Annotated in this window: 13 protein-coding genes; 3 read left to right on the top strand and 10 right to left on the bottom strand. The window is 66.3% G+C overall.

Features of this window, described 5'->3' with window-relative positions:
• Window positions 1-89 precede the first annotated feature (89 nt).
• Window positions 90-1,940 (top strand): ABC transporter ATP-binding protein/permease, encoded by a 1,851-nt coding sequence (locus tag CVM73_RS27525; RefSeq protein WP_100234937.1) that lies wholly within the window; start codon window positions 90-92, stop codon window positions 1,938-1,940.
• 163 nt (window positions 1,941-2,103) lie between these two features.
• Here CVM73_RS27525 and CVM73_RS27520 read toward each other — a convergent pair whose 3' ends face one another.
• The 4 genes from CVM73_RS27520 to CVM73_RS27505 all read right to left on the bottom strand — a co-directional run bounded on the left by CVM73_RS27520 (window position 2,104) and on the right by CVM73_RS27505 (window position 5,203).
• On the bottom strand, window positions 2,104-2,328 hold the full coding sequence (locus CVM73_RS27520; RefSeq protein WP_100234936.1) for a hypothetical protein: 225 nt from the start codon (window positions 2,326-2,328) through the stop codon (window positions 2,104-2,106).
• A 79-nt stretch (window positions 2,329-2,407) separates the two neighbouring features.
• Window positions 2,408-2,854 (bottom strand): GNAT family N-acetyltransferase, encoded by a 447-nt coding sequence (locus tag CVM73_RS27515; protein ID WP_100234953.1) that lies wholly within the window; start codon window positions 2,852-2,854, stop codon window positions 2,408-2,410.
• A 148-nt stretch (window positions 2,855-3,002) separates the two neighbouring features.
• A complete protein-coding gene (locus tag CVM73_RS27510) occupies window positions 3,003-4,031 on the bottom strand; it encodes a peptidoglycan -binding protein (protein WP_100234935.1) in 1,029 nt (342 codons plus the stop codon).
• A 158-nt stretch (window positions 4,032-4,189) separates the two neighbouring features.
• Window positions 4,190-5,203, bottom strand: coding sequence for a flagellar motor protein MotA (locus CVM73_RS27505; protein WP_100234934.1), 1,014 nt, complete (start codon window positions 5,201-5,203; stop codon window positions 4,190-4,192).
• A 389-nt stretch (window positions 5,204-5,592) separates the two neighbouring features.
• Here CVM73_RS27505 and CVM73_RS27500 point away from each other — a divergent pair, with 389 nt between their 5' ends.
• Window positions 5,593-6,786, top strand: coding sequence for an efflux RND transporter periplasmic adaptor subunit (locus CVM73_RS27500; RefSeq protein WP_100234933.1), 1,194 nt, complete (start codon window positions 5,593-5,595; stop codon window positions 6,784-6,786).
• Window positions 6,787-6,792: 6 nt separating this feature from the next.
• The gene (locus CVM73_RS27495; protein WP_100234932.1) at window positions 6,793-9,945 is read left to right on the top strand and encodes a multidrug efflux RND transporter permease subunit; all 3,153 of its coding nucleotides are present in this window, start codon (window positions 6,793-6,795) and stop codon (window positions 9,943-9,945) included.
• A 135-nt stretch (window positions 9,946-10,080) separates the two neighbouring features.
• Here CVM73_RS27495 and CVM73_RS27490 read toward each other — a convergent pair whose 3' ends face one another.
• The 6 genes from CVM73_RS27490 to CVM73_RS27465 form a co-directional block, all read right to left on the bottom strand.
• Entirely contained in the window at window positions 10,081-10,872 is a 792-nt protein-coding gene (locus tag CVM73_RS27490; RefSeq protein ID WP_100234931.1) for an inositol monophosphatase family protein, read from the bottom strand.
• A gap of 85 nt (window positions 10,873-10,957) precedes the next feature.
• On the bottom strand, window positions 10,958-12,034 hold the full coding sequence (locus tag CVM73_RS27485; RefSeq protein WP_100234930.1) for a tetratricopeptide repeat protein: 1,077 nt from the start codon (window positions 12,032-12,034) through the stop codon (window positions 10,958-10,960).
• A gap of 8 nt (window positions 12,035-12,042) precedes the next feature.
• Window positions 12,043-12,732 (bottom strand): thiamine phosphate synthase, encoded by a 690-nt coding sequence (locus CVM73_RS27480; protein ID WP_100234929.1) that lies wholly within the window; start codon window positions 12,730-12,732, stop codon window positions 12,043-12,045.
• Window positions 12,733-12,735: 3 nt separating this feature from the next.
• Window positions 12,736-13,761, bottom strand: coding sequence for a class I fructose-bisphosphate aldolase (locus CVM73_RS27475; protein WP_100234928.1), 1,026 nt, complete (start codon window positions 13,759-13,761; stop codon window positions 12,736-12,738).
• A gap of 230 nt (window positions 13,762-13,991) precedes the next feature.
• Window positions 13,992-15,059, bottom strand: a complete 1,068-nt coding sequence (fba, locus tag CVM73_RS27470) for a class II fructose-bisphosphate aldolase (protein ID WP_100234927.1) — start codon at window positions 15,057-15,059, stop codon at window positions 13,992-13,994.
• 39 nt (window positions 15,060-15,098) lie between these two features.
• A complete protein-coding gene (locus tag CVM73_RS27465; protein WP_100234926.1) occupies window positions 15,099-16,295 on the bottom strand; it encodes a phosphoglycerate kinase in 1,197 nt (398 codons plus the stop codon).
• Window positions 16,296-16,320: the final 25 nt, after the last annotated feature.

The following is a 16,320-nucleotide window of genomic DNA, read 5'->3' as shown; positions in this document are numbered from 1 at the left end:
ACCGGGTTTGCCCCTAAGGGACTTCCCGGATTTGCCACTACCCCTGCACCAGCCTATTGGGAGCAAACCAACGCAACGGGTCGGATATCATGAGCGCAGTGGAACGGCTTGATGACCAGCATGTCGAACGGCCTGCAATGAACTCCGCGGACATCCCGTCGCTCGAGGCCGAGCTGATCGAAGAGCCCGCCAAGGGCCGCGCGAAGCTGCGGCCGCTGCTTGCGCTCGCGCCCTATGTGAGCCGCTATCGCGGCCGCGCGGCGCTGGCCTTCGTCGCGCTCACGATCGCCGCACTGACGACGCTGCTGGTGCCGGTCGCGGTGCGCAGGATGATCGATTTCGGCCTGACGCCCGAGGGCATCGAGCTGATCAACAGCTACTTCTCGGTGATGCTCGCGGTGGTCGGCGTGCTCGCGCTGGCGAGCGCGGCGCGCTACTACCTCGTGATGACGATCGGCGAACGCATCGTCGCCGATCTCCGGCGCGACGTGTTCGCCCATCTGCTGTCGCTCTCTCCCGCCTTCTTCGATTCCGCGCGCAGTGGCGAATTGATCTCGCGGCTCACCGCCGACACCACCCAGCTCAAATCGGCCGTCGGCGCCTCCGTCTCGATCGCGCTGCGCAATTTGATGATGTTCCTCGGCGCGGCGGCGATGATGGTGATCACGAGCCCGAAGCTGTCGGGCTTCGTGCTGCTGGCCATTCCCTTGATCGTGCTGCCGCTGGTGGCGTTCGGGCGCTGGGTGCGACGCCTGTCGCGCAATGCGCAGGACACGCTCGCCGAGGCTTCGGCCTATGCCGGCGAGCTGGTCGGCGCGATCCGCACCGTGCAGGCCTATACCAGCGAGCGATTTGCCGAGAAGCGTTTCGGCGGCGAGGTCGAGCAGGCCTATGAAGCCGCGCGCACCTCGACCCAGGCCCGCGCCGTGCTCACGGCCATCATCATCTTCATCGTGTTCGCGAGCGTGGTCGCCATCCTCTGGATCGGCTCGCATGACGTGCTCTCCGGCGCGATCACGCCGGGCCGGCTCGGTCAGTTCGTGCTTTATGCGGTGTTCGCCGCGGCGGGCCTCGGCCAGCTCAGCGAGGTCTGGGGCGAGGTCTCGGCGGCATCAGGCGCGGCCGAGCGCCTGTTCGAGATCCTGCATGTGACGCCCGAGATCACCGCGCCCGCGGCGCCGCTCGCGCTGCCGGTGCCGGCGCGCGGCGAGGTCGGCTTCGATCAGGTCAGCTTCGCCTATCCGGCGCGGGCCGACGTCAAGGTGCTCGACGCCGTGTCGTTCACGGTGCGCCCCGGCGAGAAGGTCGCGATCGTCGGTCCCTCCGGTGCCGGCAAGAGCACGATCTTTCATCTGCTGCTGCGCTTCTACGATCCGAGCAACGGGACGATCGCGCTCGACGGCGTGCCGGTCAAAGCCGCCGACCCCGGCGATTTCCGCGCCCACATCGCGCTGGTGCCGCAGGACTCGGTGGTGTTCGCGGCGACCGCCCGCGAGAACATCCGCTTCGGCCGGCCCGATGCGACCGATGTCGAGGTCGAGCGTGCCGCCGAGCTGGCGCATGCCGCCGAGTTCATCCGCCGCCTGCCCGAAGGTTTCGAGACGGCGCTCGGCGAGCGCGGCGTGACGCTCTCCGGCGGCCAGCGCCAGCGCATCGCGATCGCGCGCGCCATCCTGCGCGACGCGCCGCTCTTGCTGCTTGATGAAGCGACCTCCGCGCTCGACGCCGAAAGCGAGACGCTGGTGCAGACCGCGCTGGAGGAATTGATGCGTCACCGCACCACGCTGGTGATCGCGCATCGCCTCGCCACCGTGCTCTCCTGCGACCGCATCCTGGTGATGGAGCAGGGCCGGATCGTCGAGCAGGGCACGCATGCCGAGCTCGTGGCGAAGAACGGGCTCTATGCGCGGCTGGCGCGGTTGCAGTTCGAGGGGGCGTGAGGCGTTTCGATCGTCACCACAACGACGGTGTCATCGCCCGCGCAGGCGGGCGATCCAGTACTCCGAGACAGTCGTGATCAATCGAGAAGCCGCGGCGTACTGGATTCCCCGCCTCCGCGGGGAATGACAGTTGAGTTTATGCCGGAAGCTTCGCGTACGGACGTTATTTGCACTTCGGCGAGAGCGCCGGCACATTCGGCCATGGCCAGTTCTTCCAGCTGCCGTCCTCGCCTACGCAGGCCGATGGGGCAGGGGCGTTCGTCGGAGCAGGCGCAGGCGTCGTCTCGCGCGATGCGAAGCGCTGGTCGACATATCTCGTTGACACATATCCGGCGAGCATGACGCTCAGAAAGACCGAAGCGCCCTGAGCCAGGTCGCGCAGCTTCATCGATCGTCTCCATCTGCTGGTGATCGCTGCTCTGGCACCAACGACTAGCAGACAGCCCCGGATCCAACCGTGACAGGCCTCACGCCCGCCACACCATCTTCAGCACCGGCCGCCCCGAGGTCGGGTTCACGTCGTCGCCGGCATGGGCAAAGCCGTTGCGCTCGTAGAAGCGGATGGCGCGGGCATTGTCCTTGTTGACGAGCAGCGTGACGCCCGAAGGGGACAGGCGCTTGGCCTCATCCACCAGCAGCCTTGCTGCATCCGAACCCCAATGGACGGGATCGACGACGAGCTGATCGAGATAGCCTTCGCCATCGATCGTGACGAAACCGACCAGCGCATCGTCCTGTTCCGCCACCACAATCGAGGCCTTCGGCACCAGATCCCTCAGCCAGCGCTCGCGCCACCAGTCCAGCCGCGCGGCGAAGTCGATCTGCGGATAGGCCTGCTGCCAGGTGCGATGCCAGAGGTCGATCGCAGCGGCTTCGTCCTCGGCGCAATAGGGGCGGAGATGGATCATCGGGATACACTCGTCATGGCCGGGCATAGCCGTTCGAAGGACGGCGTCGCTTCCGCTCGCCTATGCCCGGCCATCCATCTATTTCGAAAAAATCCTTCTTGATGGATGGCCGGGACAAGCCCGGCAATGACGAGCTGAGGTGTATCTGACACCACTACCGCTCCGTCAGCTTCAACTCGATGCGGCGGTTGCGCTTGTAGGCTTCCTCGGTGTTGCCAGTATCGAGCGGCTGGAATTCGCCGAAACCGGCCGCGACCAGGCGCTGGGCCGGCACGCCGAGCGAGATCAGATATTGCACCACCGAGATCGAGCGTGCCGCGGACAGGTCCCAGTTCGACTTGAAGTTCGCGCCGCTCACCGGGCGCACATCGGTATGGCCGTCGACGCGCAGCACCCAGGGGATCTCGCTCGGGATCTTCTTGTCGAGCTCGATCAGCGCGGTCGCCAGCGTGTCGAGCTCGGCGCGGCCCTCGGGCAGCAGCGTCGCCTGGCCGGTGTCGAAGAACACTTCGGACTGGAACACGAAGCGGTCGCCGACGATGCGGATGTCGGGGCGGTTGCCGAGGATGGCGCGCAGCCGGCCGAAGAATTCCGAGCGGTAGCGCGACAATTCCTGCACGCGCTGCGCCAAAGCAACGTTCAAGCGGGAGCCCAGATCGGCAATTCGATTTTGCGATTCCTTGTCGCGCTTCTCGCTGGCATCGAGCGCCTCTTCCAGCGCCGCCAATTGCCGGCGGAGCGCGCTGATCTGCTGGTTCAGCACCTCGATCTGCGCCAGCGCCCGCGCCGAGACCGCTTTCTCCGAATCCAGCGCCTTGCCGAGCTCGGCGGTCTTGCCTTGCGCGTCGCTGCCGGCGGCGGCTAAGCCCTCATAGAGACCCTTGACGCGGTCGCGCTCGGACTCGGCCGAGGCGAGGCCCGCTTTCAACTGCGAGACCTGGTCGTCGAGCGAGAGCTTGCCGAGCTTCTCCAGCGACAGCAGCTCGTTGAGCTGCGCGATCTTGGCGTTGAGCTGCTCCAGCGCCTTGTCCTTGCCGGTGACCTCCTGCGACAGGAAGAACTGCACCACCAGGAACACCGACAGCAGGAACACGATCGACAGCACCAGCGTCGACAACGCGTCGACGAAGCCGGGCCAGTAGTTGAAAGCGCCTTCGTTGCGGCGGCCGCGCGCTAGAGCCATTTTCGTCTCCGTCTCTCTTGTGTCCCGGACGCGCTGCAGCGTGCAACGCTGCTGCGCAGAGCCGGGACCCAGCGTTGGGTAGAAGATTCTGGGCCCCGGCTCGGCAGCGCATCACTGCGTGCTGCGCTGCGTCCGGGGCACGTCCTCTCCATTGCTGCTCAGCTCTTCTCGGGCTGGCGCGCGATCCGCTCCAGCAGGCGCCGGATCTCGCGGTTCTGCTCGCCCTGGCCGTCGGCCCATTCGCGGATCATCTGCTGCTCGGTGCGCATGTGCGAGACCAGCGCCTGGATCGCTTCGGCAAGGCTCGCCATCGCCGCCGTGGTGCCGCGGCTGGCGCTGCCTTCCTCGAGCACGGAGCGCAGCCGCTCGACCGCGGCCTGGAGCTCGCCGCCGGCAACGCCGCCGCCGGAGGCGACAGGCGCCTCGCCGTTGCCATATTCGCGCACGGTGCTGGCGAGCCAGTCTTCGAGGTCGGTGTAGAAGCGGTTCTGCGCCTGGCTCGATTGCAAATCGAGGAAGCCGAGGATCAGCGAGCCGGCAAGGCCGAACAGCGAGCTGGAGAACGAGATGCCCATGCCGCCGAGCGGGGCGGCGAGGCCCTCCTTCAGCGTGTCGAACAGGGAGCCGGCATCGCCGCCGACCTTGAGCCCGTCGATCACCTTGCCGACCGAGCCCACCGTCTCGATCAGGCCCCAGAAGGTGCCGAGCAGGCCGAGGAAGACCAGGAGCCCGGTCATGTAGCGCGAGATGTCGCGGGCCTCATCCAGCCGGGTCGCGATCGAATCGAGCAGGTGCCGCATGGTGGTCTGGGTGATGGTCATCCGCCCAAAGCGCTCGCCGCCCAGGATTGCCGCCATCGGCGCCAGCAGCCTGGGGTGGCGGGCCGGTGCCAGGCCAGGATCGGCGATACGGAAATTGTTGACCCAGGAGACTTCGGGATAGAGCCGGATGACCTGGCGGAAGGCCAGCACGATGCCGATGAACAGCACCGCCCCGATCAGAGCGTTGAGTCCGGGATTGGCGAAGAAGGCCTGGATGATCTGCTTGTAGAGCACCACGCCCACCAGCGTGCACAGCACCAGGAAGACCAGCATCCGCACCAGGAAGACGCTGGGCGAGGACAGTTTGGTGTACTCGATATCCATGGTGGAGCGGGAAGTGCCAGACCGCATGCCGGTATCATCCGTTACGAAGCTTGATTGCGGGCCGCACTATGGCACAGCGCCAGCCCAAAAAAAGCGCCGGATGCGCCGATTTCGCACCGCCGACGGCACCGATGCGCCTCGAAATTGGCGAGCCAGTGCCGCTATCGCATCAAGGCCGCCGCGTGATTGCGATGTTCCGTCGCAGCACGCGGCGATGGAACCCGACTCACAATCAGGTGAGTCTACAAAAATCCTCTGAACTCAACGGGATACAGCGTGTGACAATGAGCCGCCCGCAACATGCGTTGCGTCGCAGCACTGCGACTCTATTTTGACGGCATCAGCCGCGTGTAGCGACCCAGAACGGGCCCGCGCGGAGCGTGGTTAGTTTAAACAACATCGGGGCACCCCACTTCATGTCAGGACTTCGCGCGCGATCGGCATGCGTTGCAATGATGCTCGCGGCCCTTGCGCCGCTGCTGGGTGCTTGCGAGGAATCCAGCTCCGCCGTGTCCGCCGCCCAGCCGGCCGCCCCTGACGTCAGCATCGTCGTCGTCAAGCCGCAGTCCCGCGCCGTGGTTCGTGAGCTGCCGGGCCGCATCGCACCGACGCGGGTCTCCGACGTGCGGCCGCGCGTGTCCGGCATCGTGGTCGAGCGTCTATTCCGCCAGGGCAGCGAGGTGAAGGCGGGCGATCCGCTTTACCGCATCGATCCGCGTCCGTTCGAGGTCGAGGTGATGGCCAATGAGGCCGCACTTGCCAAGGCCGATGCGGCGTTGATGCAGGCCAAACAGCAGGCGCATCGTATCGCCACCCTCACCAAGGATCGTGCTGCCCCGGAAGCCGAGAACGAGAAGGCGATCGCAGCCGAGCGCCAGGCTCATGCCGAGGTCGAGGGCCGCAAGGCCGAGCTCGCGCGCGCCAAGCTCAATCTCGATTATGCCACCGTGCGCGCGCCGATCGACGGCGTGGTCGGGGCGGCGCTGGTCAGCGAGGGCGCACTCGCCGTGCAGAATGAGACCAACCTCGCCACCATCCAGCAGCTCGATCCGATCTATGCCGACTTCACCCAGTCGGTGACCGAGCTCAACCAGCTCCGCCGCGCCTTCGAGTCCGGCGACCTCGAGCGCATCGCCGCCGATGCCGCCAAGGTGCGCCTGGTGCTCGACGACAACACCATCTATTCGCTCGACGGCAAGCTGCTGTTCTCCGACGCCAAGGTCGACGCCCACACCGGGCAGGTGACGTTGCGCGGCGAGTTCCCCAATCCCAAGCGCGAACTGCTGCCCGGCATGTATGTCCGCGTCCGCATCGACCAGGGCCTCGATTCCGATGCGATCGCGGTGCCGCAGCAGGCGATCCAGCGCAATGGCGGCGGCGGTAGCGAGGTGTTCGTGGTCAAGGACGACAACCACATCGCCGTGCAGGCGGTGCGCGCCGGCTCGGTGCAGGACGGACTCTGGTTCGTCACCGAGGGCCTGAAGGCCGGCGACAAGGTCGTGGTCGAAGGTTTCCAGAAGTTCGCGGCCGGCGACAAGGTCAAGCCGCAATCCTGGTCGGAGGCGGACGCAACCGCGGACAACCGGCACGCCCTTAAGCTCACGCGGTAACGCGCTATGCCGAGCTTCTTCATCGACAGGCCGATCTTCGCCTGGGTGGTCGCGCTGTTCATCTGCTTGATCGGTGCGATCGCGGTGCCGCTGCTGCCGATCGCGCAATATCCGATCATCGCGCCGCCCTCGATCTCGGTCTCGACCAGCTATCCCGGCGCCTCGCCGGAAAACCTCTACAACAGCGTCACGCGGCTGATCGAGGAGGAGCTCAACGGCGCCGCCAACATCCTCAACTTCGAATCGACCAGCGACTCGCTCGGTCAGGTCGAGATCATCGCCAATTTCCAGCCGGGTACTGATACCAGCGCCGCCTCCGTCGAGGTGCAAAACCGCATCAAGCGCGTCGAGGCGCGCCTGCCGCGCGCGGTGATGCAGCAGGGCATCCTGATCGAGGAAGCCTCCAGCGCGGTGCTTCAGATCATCACGCTGAACTCGACCGACGGCAGCCTGGATGAGGTCGGTCTCGGCGACTTCATGATCCGCAACGTGCTCGGCGAGATCCGCCGCATTCCCGGCGTCGGCCGCGCCACGCTATATTCGACCGAGCGCTCACTTCGCGTCTGGGTCGATCCGGCCAAGCTCGTCGGCTATGGGCTGACCGCCGACGACGTCAACAAGGCGATCGCCGCGCAGAACGCGCAGGTCGCCTCGGGCAGCATCGGTGCCGAGCCGTCGACGTCCAGCCAACGCACCTCCGCGCTGGTGCTGGTCAAGGGTCAGCTCTCCTCCCCGGAGGAGTTCGGCGCCATCATTCTGCGTGCCAATGCCGACGGCTCGACCGTGCGCCTGCGCGACGTCGCGCGCATCGAGGTCGGCGGCCTCAGCTACCAGTTCAACACGCGCCTCAACGGCAAGCCGACTGCGGGTCTGTCGGTGCTGATGTCGCCGACCGGCAACGCGCTGGCGACCGCGAGCGCGGTCGAAGCCAAGATGAAGGAGCTGTCGCGCTTCTTCCCGGCCAACATCACCTACGAGATCCCCTACAACATCACGCCCGTGGTCGAGGCCTCGATCAAGAAGGTGCTGTCGACGCTGGTCGAAGCCGTGGTGCTGGTGTTCGTGGTGATGTTCCTGTTCCTGCAGAACATCCGCTACACCATCATTCCGACCATCGTGGTGCCGGTGGCGCTGCTGGGGGCCTGTTCCACGCTGCTGCTCGCCGGCTACTCCATCAACATGCTCTCGATGTTCGGCATGGTGCTCGCGGTCGGCATCCTCGTCGACGACGCCATCGTCGTGGTGGAGAACGTCGAGCGCATCATGGCCGAGGAAGGCCTCTCGCCGAAGGAGGCGACGCGGAAAGCCATGTCGCAGATCACCGGCGCCATCATCGGCATCACCTTGGTGCTGATGGCGGTGTTCGTGCCGATGGCGTTCTTCCCGGGCTCGGTCGGCATCATCTACCGCCAGTTCTCCGTCACCATGGTCGCCGCGATCGGCTTCTCCGCCTTCCTGGCGCTGTCGCTGACGCCGGCGCTGTGCGCGACCCTGCTCAAGCCCGTCGCGGCCGGCCACGGTCATGCCAGGCGGGGTGTGTTCGGCTGGTTCAACCGCATGCTCGAAGGCGGCAAGGAACGCTATTCCAGCACCGTCGGCTTCTCGCTGAAGCGCACCGGCCGCTTGATGCTGGTCTATGCCGCGCTGCTGGTCGGCCTGTCCTGGGCCTTCGTCAATTTGCCCGGCGGCTTCCTGCCCGTCGACGACCAGGGCTTCGTCACCACCGACGTGCAGACGCCGTCGGATTCGTCCTATCCCCGCACCGAGGCCGTGATCGAGAAGGTCGAAAAATATCTTGCCGCACGGCCGGGCGTGAAGGACGTCACCTTCCTCACCGGCTTCAGCTTCTCCGGCCAGGGCATGAATACCGCGCAGGCCTTCATCACCTTGAAGGACTGGTCGGAGCGCGGGCCGAAGGACTCGGCCTCGGCCATCGTCAACGATATCAACCGCGATCTCTCATCGATCCGCGACGCCAAGATCTCGGCGCTGCAGCCGCCGCCGATCGACAATCTCGGCAACTCCTCCGGCTTCTCGTTCCGCCTCCAGGACCGGGGCCAGAAGGGCTATCAGCAATTGATGCGCGCCGCGGACCAGCTGATCGCGGAGGCCAATGCGAGCCCGGTGCTGCAGAAGGTCTATATCGAAGGCCTGCCCGAGGCCGGCGTGGTCAATCTCGTGATCGACCGCGAGAAGGCGGGCGCCTTCGGCGTCACCTTCGAGGACATCAACAACACCATCTCGACCAATCTCGGCTCGAACTACATCAACGACTTCCCGAACCGCGGCCGCATGCAGCGCGTCGTGGTGCAGGCCGATGCCCGCGACCGCATGCGGACCGAGGACATCCTCAACTACAACGTCAAGAACAGCCGCGGCCAGCTGGTGCCGTTCTCGTCCTTTGCGACGGTGGAATGGGCGCGCGGGCCGACGCAGATCGCCGGTTTCAACTATTATCCGGCGGTGCGCATCTCCGGCGAAGCCAGGCCCGGCTTCACCTCGGGTGATGCCATCGCCGAGATGGAGCGGCTTGCCGACCGATTGCCGCGCGGCTTCGGCTTTGAATGGACCGGGCAATCGCTGCAGGAGAAGCTGTCGGGCTCGCAGGCGCCGTTCCTGCTCGCGCTCTCCGTGTTCGTGGTGTTCCTGTGTCTGGCCGCACTCTACGAGAGCTGGACCATTCCGCTCGCGGTGCTGCTGACCGTGCCGCTCGGCATCGTCGGCGCAGTTGCCGCAGCGACGCTGCGGAGCCTGCCCAACGACGTCTACTTCACCGTCGGCCTGATCACCATCATCGGCTTGGCTGCGAAGGACGCGATCCTGATCATCGAGTTCGCCAAGGATCTGCGCAAAGAAGGCAAGCCGCTGGTGGAAGCCACCATCGAGGCCTGCCGCCTGCGCTTCCGCCCGATCCTGATGACCGGCCTCGCCTTCATCTGCGGCGTGCTGCCGATGGCCATCGCCCACGGCGCCGGCGGCGCCAGCCAGCAAGCGCTCGGCAGCATCGTGATGGGCGGCATGATCGCGGTGGTGATCCTGGCGCTGTTGATGGTGCCGGTGTTCTTCGTCTCGGTGCAGCGCGTGCTGGGCGGGGATCGGGAGCCGGCAGCGGCGAGGGAAGGCGAGGCGTACGGACCGCCGGCGCGGGTGAAGCTTTAAGGCAACCGTCATGCCCCGCGAAGGCGGGGCATCCAGTACGCCGCGGCGGTTGTGATTGAATCGAGACGCCAGTGATTACTGGATCGTCCGCCTCCGCGGACGATGACAGCGGAGTGTGGAGCGCGAGCTTTCGCCCTACGCCGGCTTCCGCAAAATCTTCACCAGCTCCCCGTGCACGAACTCATTGCCGCACACGACGTGCCCCGTCGTCAGCGCATCGCCAGGCGTGTCGATGTCGCTCACTGTGCCGCCCGCTTCCTTGACCATGATCTGCCCGGCCGCGATGTCCCAGGATTGCAGATTCCGCTCCCAGTAGCCGTCGAGGCGGCCGGCGGCGACGAAGGCGAGGTCGAGCGAGGCGGCGCCGAAACGACGCAGGCCCGCGACGCGGTCCTGGATCGCGGTCATCTCGCGGCGGAATTCCTCGTGATCGCCGCGGCCGATATGGGGCAGGCCGCAGGCCACCACGCATTCGTTGAGCTGGCGGCGGCCGGCGACGCGCAGGCGCTGGTCGTTGAGGAAGGCGCCCTTGCCGCGCTCGGCAATGTAGAGCTCGTCATTGGCGGGGTTGTAGATCACGCCGGCGATCACCGTGCCCTCGCGGGCGAGGCCGATCGAGATCGCGAATTGCGGGATGCCGTGCAGGAAGTTGGTGGTGCCGTCCAAGGGATCGACGATCCAGGTGTGGCTCTTGTCGCTGCCCTCGCGCGTGCCGCCCTCTTCGCCGATGAAGCCGTAGCCGGGCCGGGCCTTGGCGAGGTCCTGGTACAGGATCTCCTCGGCGCGCTTGTCGGCGAGCGAGACGAAATTCGCCGGCCCCTTCAGCGAGACCTGGAGATGCTCGATCTCGCCGAGATCGCGCTTGAGGCTGCGGCCGGCGCGGCGCGCGGCCTTGACCATGACATTGATAGTGGCGGAATACAGCATGAGCTCTGGGTCTTGATCGGGGGGATGGGCGCAGAAACACGCCTGTTTGAGGGACTGGGTGCCCCGTGAGGGGGCCCGCGTCAAGTCATTTGGTCCCGAGCCATTTCCTGGCGGCGGCCTCCGCCTTGGCCCGCTCCTCGGCCGGCAGGTCGGACAATTGTTTGTCGAGCTCGGGGTCGCCCTTGCCGGCCGTTTTGGCCACCAGGTGCCATTTGAATCCCTCGACCTTGTCCATGGATGTGCCCACGCCGTTGATCAGCACCCATGCCAGCCGGTTCTGCGCGATCGCGTTGCCCTGGCGGGAGGCCTTGCGGAGCAACGCGACGGCAGCCGGCTGGTTCTTCGGCGTGCCGGTGCCGTTGAACATCGCGATCGCATATTCGACCTCGGCATCGACATTGTCGGCGAGCGAGGCTGCCTGGAGCAGCCGCACCGCGCGTTCCGGGTCCTTCGGCACACCGGTGCCTTCCTTGTAGAAGGTTGCGAGCGCGTATTGCGCTTCGGGCAGGCCTGCATCGGCGGCCTGGCGCAGCAGCTCCGCGGAGCGCCGGACGTCCTGCGGCAGCGTCTGGCCGTCCAGATAGAGCAAGGCGAGGTTATAGGCCGCCTTGGGTTCGCCGAGCTTGGCGGCGGACGCCATCAGCTTGACCGCCTCGTTCTTGTCGACCGGGCCGCCGCGGCCGGAAATGCGCAGCATGGCGAGCGCGAACATCGCCTCGCGGTCGCCGGAATCGGAGGCGCGCTTGTACCATTCGGCGGCCTTGACGTAGTCGCGCCGGATGCCCATGGCGTTGGAATAGAGCTCGCCAAGCATGGTCATCGCCTTGGGATCGCCGGCTTGTGCGCGCGCCGTGGCGAGCTCGAATGCCGTCTTGTACTGGCCGCGCTGATAGGCGCCGAACACCAGATCGACATTGGGATCGTCGGTCGGCGGCGCGGGAATCACGGTCGCGGCCGGCTTGGGCGAGGGGGACGGCTTGGGAGAGGCCGAAGGTTTCGGCGCGGGCGCGGCCTCCTTCTTCTTGGTGATCGTGTGCGGCTTCTGCTTCTGCTTTTCGGCGGGGGCGGTCGGCGTGGCGGGCGGCGGGGTGATCTGCAGCTGCGCGGCCGCGGGCGCCGTGAGCAGCAGCGTGGCCAGCATGGTGATGCATGGGAGCTTCATGTCGGGCGCTAGCCGTGCTCCTGACCCGCAGGATTTTGGCCAGCCGGCGCCGTCGCATGGGCCTTCTTGATAGCAGCATCGACCTCGATCAGCGCAGCCTTGGGCCCGCGCGGATCGGCCCAGATGAAGTCGCCGACCAGCACGAAATCGGCGCCGCTGGCGGCGAAATCGTGAGCCTCCTCCAGCGACGTCGCAAAGCCGACGCAGGGCGGCTCGAACAGTTCCGCCCACCAGTCCAGCCGCTCGGCGATGGCCTGGGATGACGGTCGCTGGCCCTTCGCGTCGGGCTCGCCGAACAACACATAGTCGGCACCCATCTCGCCCGCGCTCATGGAATCGTGGCGCGTGGCAAGCCCGCCGACGCCGGCGATGCGATCGGGCTTGAGCGAGGGCGCCGCCTCTTCCAGCGCCGCAAGGCCGGTGAGGTGCGCGCCGTCAGCGCCGCCGCGTGCGACGATTTCAGGATGGCCGTCGACGAGGAGTGCTGCGCCTGCCTTCTGCACCGGCGGCGCCAACGCCTTGATGCGCGAGATCATGGTGCGCTGATCGGTCTCCTTCAGCCGCAGCAGCACGGCGGCGACGTCGGCGGAGGCGAGCAGGGCCGGCAGCTCGGCGATCAGCGATGCTGGATCATCGACGACCGGCGTCGCAAGATAAAGGCGCGGCGCCGGGCGCGGCGGAGGCGGTTTGTTCGACAAGATCTAGGCTGCCTTCTGTTCCAGGCTGCTTTGCCATTCGCCCTTGGAAGCAAGGCCGTTCATCCGCGCGCGATGGCTGAAGGCGCGCTGGCCGGCCGCGACGTTCTCGGCCTTGCCGGACCAGGCCTTCTGCGGCGCGGCCTGCAGCGCGCGGCCGTAGGAGAAGGACAGGTCCCAGGGCAGCGGGCCGAGCTTGTGCATGGCGTTGAGATGCGCGGTCGCCTCCTCGTCGGACTGGCCGCCGGAGAGGAAAGCGATGCCGGGCACCGCCGCCGGCACGCAGGCCTTCAGCAGCCGTATCGTCTTCTCCGCGACTTCCTCGACGGGAGCCTGCTTTGCGCACTTCTTGCCAGAGATCGCCATGTTCGGCTTCAGCACCATGCCTTCGAGCGCCACGCGCTGCACGCGCAACTCCTGAAACGTCGCGTCGAGCACGCGTTGCGTCACCTCATAGCAGCGCTCGATGTCGTGATCACCATCCATCAGCACCTCCGGCTCGACGATCGGCACGATCTGCGCGGCCTGGCACAGCGCGGCGTAGCGCGCCAGCGCGTGGGCATTGACGCTGATCGCCGTCATCGAGGGGATGCCATTGCCGATGTCGATCACCGCGCGCCATTTGGCAAAGCGCGCGCCGCGCTCGTAATATTTCTTCAGCCGCTCGGCGAGTTTGTCGAGCCCGATCGTGACGAGCTCGCCCGGGCACATCGGTAGGCCTTGCGTGCCCTCGTCGACCTTGATGCCGGGAATGGCGCCGCTCTGCTCGATCAGCCTGATCAGCGGCGTTCCGTCCTTGGCGTCCTGCCAGATCGTCTCGTCGTAGAGGATCACGCCGGAGATGTACTGGCTCATGGCGTCCTTGGAGCGAAACAGCATCTCGCGATAGTCGCGGCGGTTCTCTTCCGTCGATTCCACGCCGATCGCATCAAAGCGCTTCTTGATGGTGCCGGAGGATTCGTCGGCGGCAAGGATGCCCTTGCCGGGCGCGACCATGGCGGTCGCGATCCTGTTGAGCTCAGTCAGATTCATCGAGAGGTCCTCCCAAAACGATTCTGCCCTTGCCCGTGAAAATAGACCGTTCTCGGGCAATTGCCGAGTTAACGTTCGTCGCAGGGTAAAGGGGGGAGACCGGTCATTCCGGGGCGCGCCCCTTGGCGCGAGCCCCGAATCCATTGATCCGCGTCGATGGTGGCACCATGGATTCCGGGCTCGCCGCTTTGCGGCGCCCCGGAATGACGGGAAGAGGGTGCCTTAAGGCCTTACGCCACCTTCGGGTCCAGCTCGCCCTTGGCGTAGCGCTTGGCCATTTCGGCGGTGGTCAGGACCTTCTTGATCTTGGAGGCCTGGCCTGCGGTATTGAATTCCTGCAGCCGCTGCTTGCACAGCTTGGTCATCGCTTCCATCGCCGGCTTCAAGTACTTGCGCGGATCGAACTCTTCCGGGCTGTCCTTGAGCACCTTGCGGATCTGGCCGGTCATCGCCATGCGGTTGTCGGTGTCGATGTTGATCTTGCGCACGCCGTTCTTGATGCCGCGCTGGATCTCGGCCACCGGCACGCCCCAGGTCGGCTTCATCTTGCCGCCATAGGCGTTGATGATGTCCTGCAGCTCCTGCGGCACCGAGGAGGAGCCGTGCATGACGAGATGCGTGTTCGGCAGCTTGCGGTGGATCTCCTCGATCACGTTCATGGCGAGGATATCGCCGTCGGGCTTGCGGGTAAATTTGTAAGCACCGTGAGACGTCCCCATCGCGATCGCGAGCGCGTCGACCTTGGTCTCCTGGACGAACTTCACGGCCTCGTCCGGGTTGGTCAGCAGCTGGTCGTGGCTGAGCTTGCCCTCGGCGCCGTGGCCGTCTTCCTTGTCGCCCATGCCGGTCTCGAGCGAGCCGAGCACGCCGAGCTCGCCCTCGACCGAGATGCCGCCGAGATGGGCCATGTCGGTCACGGTCTTGGTGACGCCGACATTGTAGCCCCAGTCGCCCGGCGTCTTGCCGTCGGCCTTGAGCGAGCCGTCCATCATCACCGAGGTGAAGCCGGCCTGGATCGCGGTCATGCAGGTCGCCGGCTCGTTGCCGTGGTCGAGATGCACGCAGACCGGGATGTGCGGATAGATCTCGGTCACCGCGTCCATCATGTGCTTGAGCATGACGTCGTTGGCGTAGGAGCGCGCGCCGCGCGAGGCCTGGATGATGACGGGCGCATCGACCTGGTTGGCCGCGTCCATGATCGCCAGCGCCTGCTCCATGTTGTTGATGTTGAAGGCCGGTACGCCGTAATCGTTCTCCGCCGCGTGGTCGAGCAGTTGACGTAACGTGATCCGAGCCATCTGTCTTTTTCTCCCGTTGGGGCCTGCAAGGCCGCTTGATTACTTGATACGCAGAACTTCGACGCCGGGCAGGGGCTTGCCTTCCATCCATTCAAGGAACGCGCCACCGGCGGTGGAGACATAGGTGAAGTCGCCGGCCACATGGGCCTGGTTGAGCGCGGCGACGGTGTCGCCGCCGCCGGCGATCGAGATCAGCTTCTTGGCCTTGGTGCGCTCGGCGGCGTGCTTGGCGGCCGCGACCGTGCCGCGGTCGAACGGCTGCATCTCGAAGGCGCCCAGCGGGCCGTTCCAGACCAGCGTCGCGGCGTCGTCGATCGCGGCGTGGACGCGCGCGACCGATTGCGGGCCGACGTCGAGGATCATGCCATCGGCCGGGATCGCGTCGAGCCCATAGGCGTGCGCGGGCGCGTTGGCCGCGAAATGATAGGCGACGGTGGCGTCCACGGGCAGGATGATCGCGCAGTTGGCGGCTTCCGCCTTCTCCATGATGCGCAGCGCGGTCGGCGCGAGGTCCTTCTCGGCCAGCGACTTGCCGACGGCGACGCCCTTCGCGTGCAGGAAGGTGTTGGCCATGCCGCCGCCGATCACGAGCGCGTCGACCTTGGTCACGAGGTTTTCGAGCAGGTCGATCTTGGTCGAGACCTTTGCGCCGCCGATGATCGCGATGACCGGCTTGGTCGGCGACCCCAGCGCCTGCTCCAGCGCATCGAGCTCGGCCTGCATGGTGCGGCCGGCATAGGCTGGCAACTTGTGGCCGAGGCCTTCGGTCGAGGCGTGGGCGCGGTGTGCGGCCGAGAACGCGTCACTGACCCAGATGTCGCCGAGCTTTGCGAGCTCCGCGACGAAGGCGGGATCGTTCTTTTCCTCTTCCTTGTGGAAGCGGGTGTTTTCCAGGCACAGGATGTCGCCATCCTTCAGTGCCGCCACGGCCGTGGCCGCGGGCTCGCCGATGCAGTCGTCGGCGAAGGCGACCGGCTTCTTCACCACCTTGGACAGCGCTTCGGCGACCGGCTTGAGCGAGTCCTTGGCATCGCGGCCCTTGGGCCGGCCGAAATGCGCGAGCAGGATGACCTTGCCGCCCTTGTCCGAGATTTCGCTGATGGTCGGCGCGACGCGCTCGAGCCGCGTTGCGTCGGTGACGCGCCCGTTGTCCATGGGCACGTTGAGATCGACGCGCAGCAGCACGCGCTTGCCCTTCACGTCGACGTCGTCGAGGGTGCGGAATTTGTTGGTCATCGGAGGCCCTTGTCCCGGGCGCATA

Origin of the sequence: Bradyrhizobium forestalis (assembly GCF_002795245.1) — a bacterium.
GTDB classification, from domain to species: domain Bacteria; phylum Pseudomonadota; class Alphaproteobacteria; order Rhizobiales; family Xanthobacteraceae; genus Bradyrhizobium; species Bradyrhizobium forestalis.
The sequence above is the reverse complement of the archived record's forward strand: the minus strand, read 5'-3'. Positions and strand labels throughout refer to the sequence as shown.

Bases quoted from the DNA above. Each gene is read 5' to 3' on its own strand.
- CVM73_RS27510 (WP_100234935.1), bottom strand. From the start codon at position 4,031: ATGGCTCTAGCGCGCGGCCGCCGCAACGAAGGCGCTTTCAACTACTGG.
- CVM73_RS27495 (WP_100234932.1), top strand. From the start codon at position 6,793: ATGCCGAGCTTCTTCATCGACAGGCCGATCTTCGCCTGGGTGGTCGCG.
- CVM73_RS27475 (WP_100234928.1), bottom strand. From the start codon at position 13,761: ATGAATCTGACTGAGCTCAACAGGATCGCGACCGCCATGGTCGCGCCC.
- CVM73_RS27490 (WP_100234931.1), bottom strand. From the start codon at position 10,872: ATGCTGTATTCCGCCACTATCAATGTCATGGTCAAGGCCGCGCGCCGC.
- fba (WP_100234927.1), bottom strand. From the start codon at position 15,059: ATGGCTCGGATCACGTTACGTCAACTGCTCGACCACGCGGCGGAGAAC.
- CVM73_RS27500 (WP_100234933.1), top strand. From the start codon at position 5,593: ATGTCAGGACTTCGCGCGCGATCGGCATGCGTTGCAATGATGCTCGCG.
- CVM73_RS27465 (WP_100234926.1), bottom strand. From the start codon at position 16,295: ATGACCAACAAATTCCGCACCCTCGACGACGTCGACGTGAAGGGCAAG.
- CVM73_RS27485 (WP_100234930.1), bottom strand. From the start codon at position 12,034: ATGAAGCTCCCATGCATCACCATGCTGGCCACGCTGCTGCTCACGGCG.
- CVM73_RS27505 (WP_100234934.1), bottom strand. From the start codon at position 5,203: ATGCGGTCTGGCACTTCCCGCTCCACCATGGATATCGAGTACACCAAA.
- CVM73_RS27520 (WP_100234936.1), bottom strand. From the start codon at position 2,328: ATGAAGCTGCGCGACCTGGCTCAGGGCGCTTCGGTCTTTCTGAGCGTC.
- CVM73_RS27525 (WP_100234937.1), top strand. From the start codon at position 90: ATGAGCGCAGTGGAACGGCTTGATGACCAGCATGTCGAACGGCCTGCA.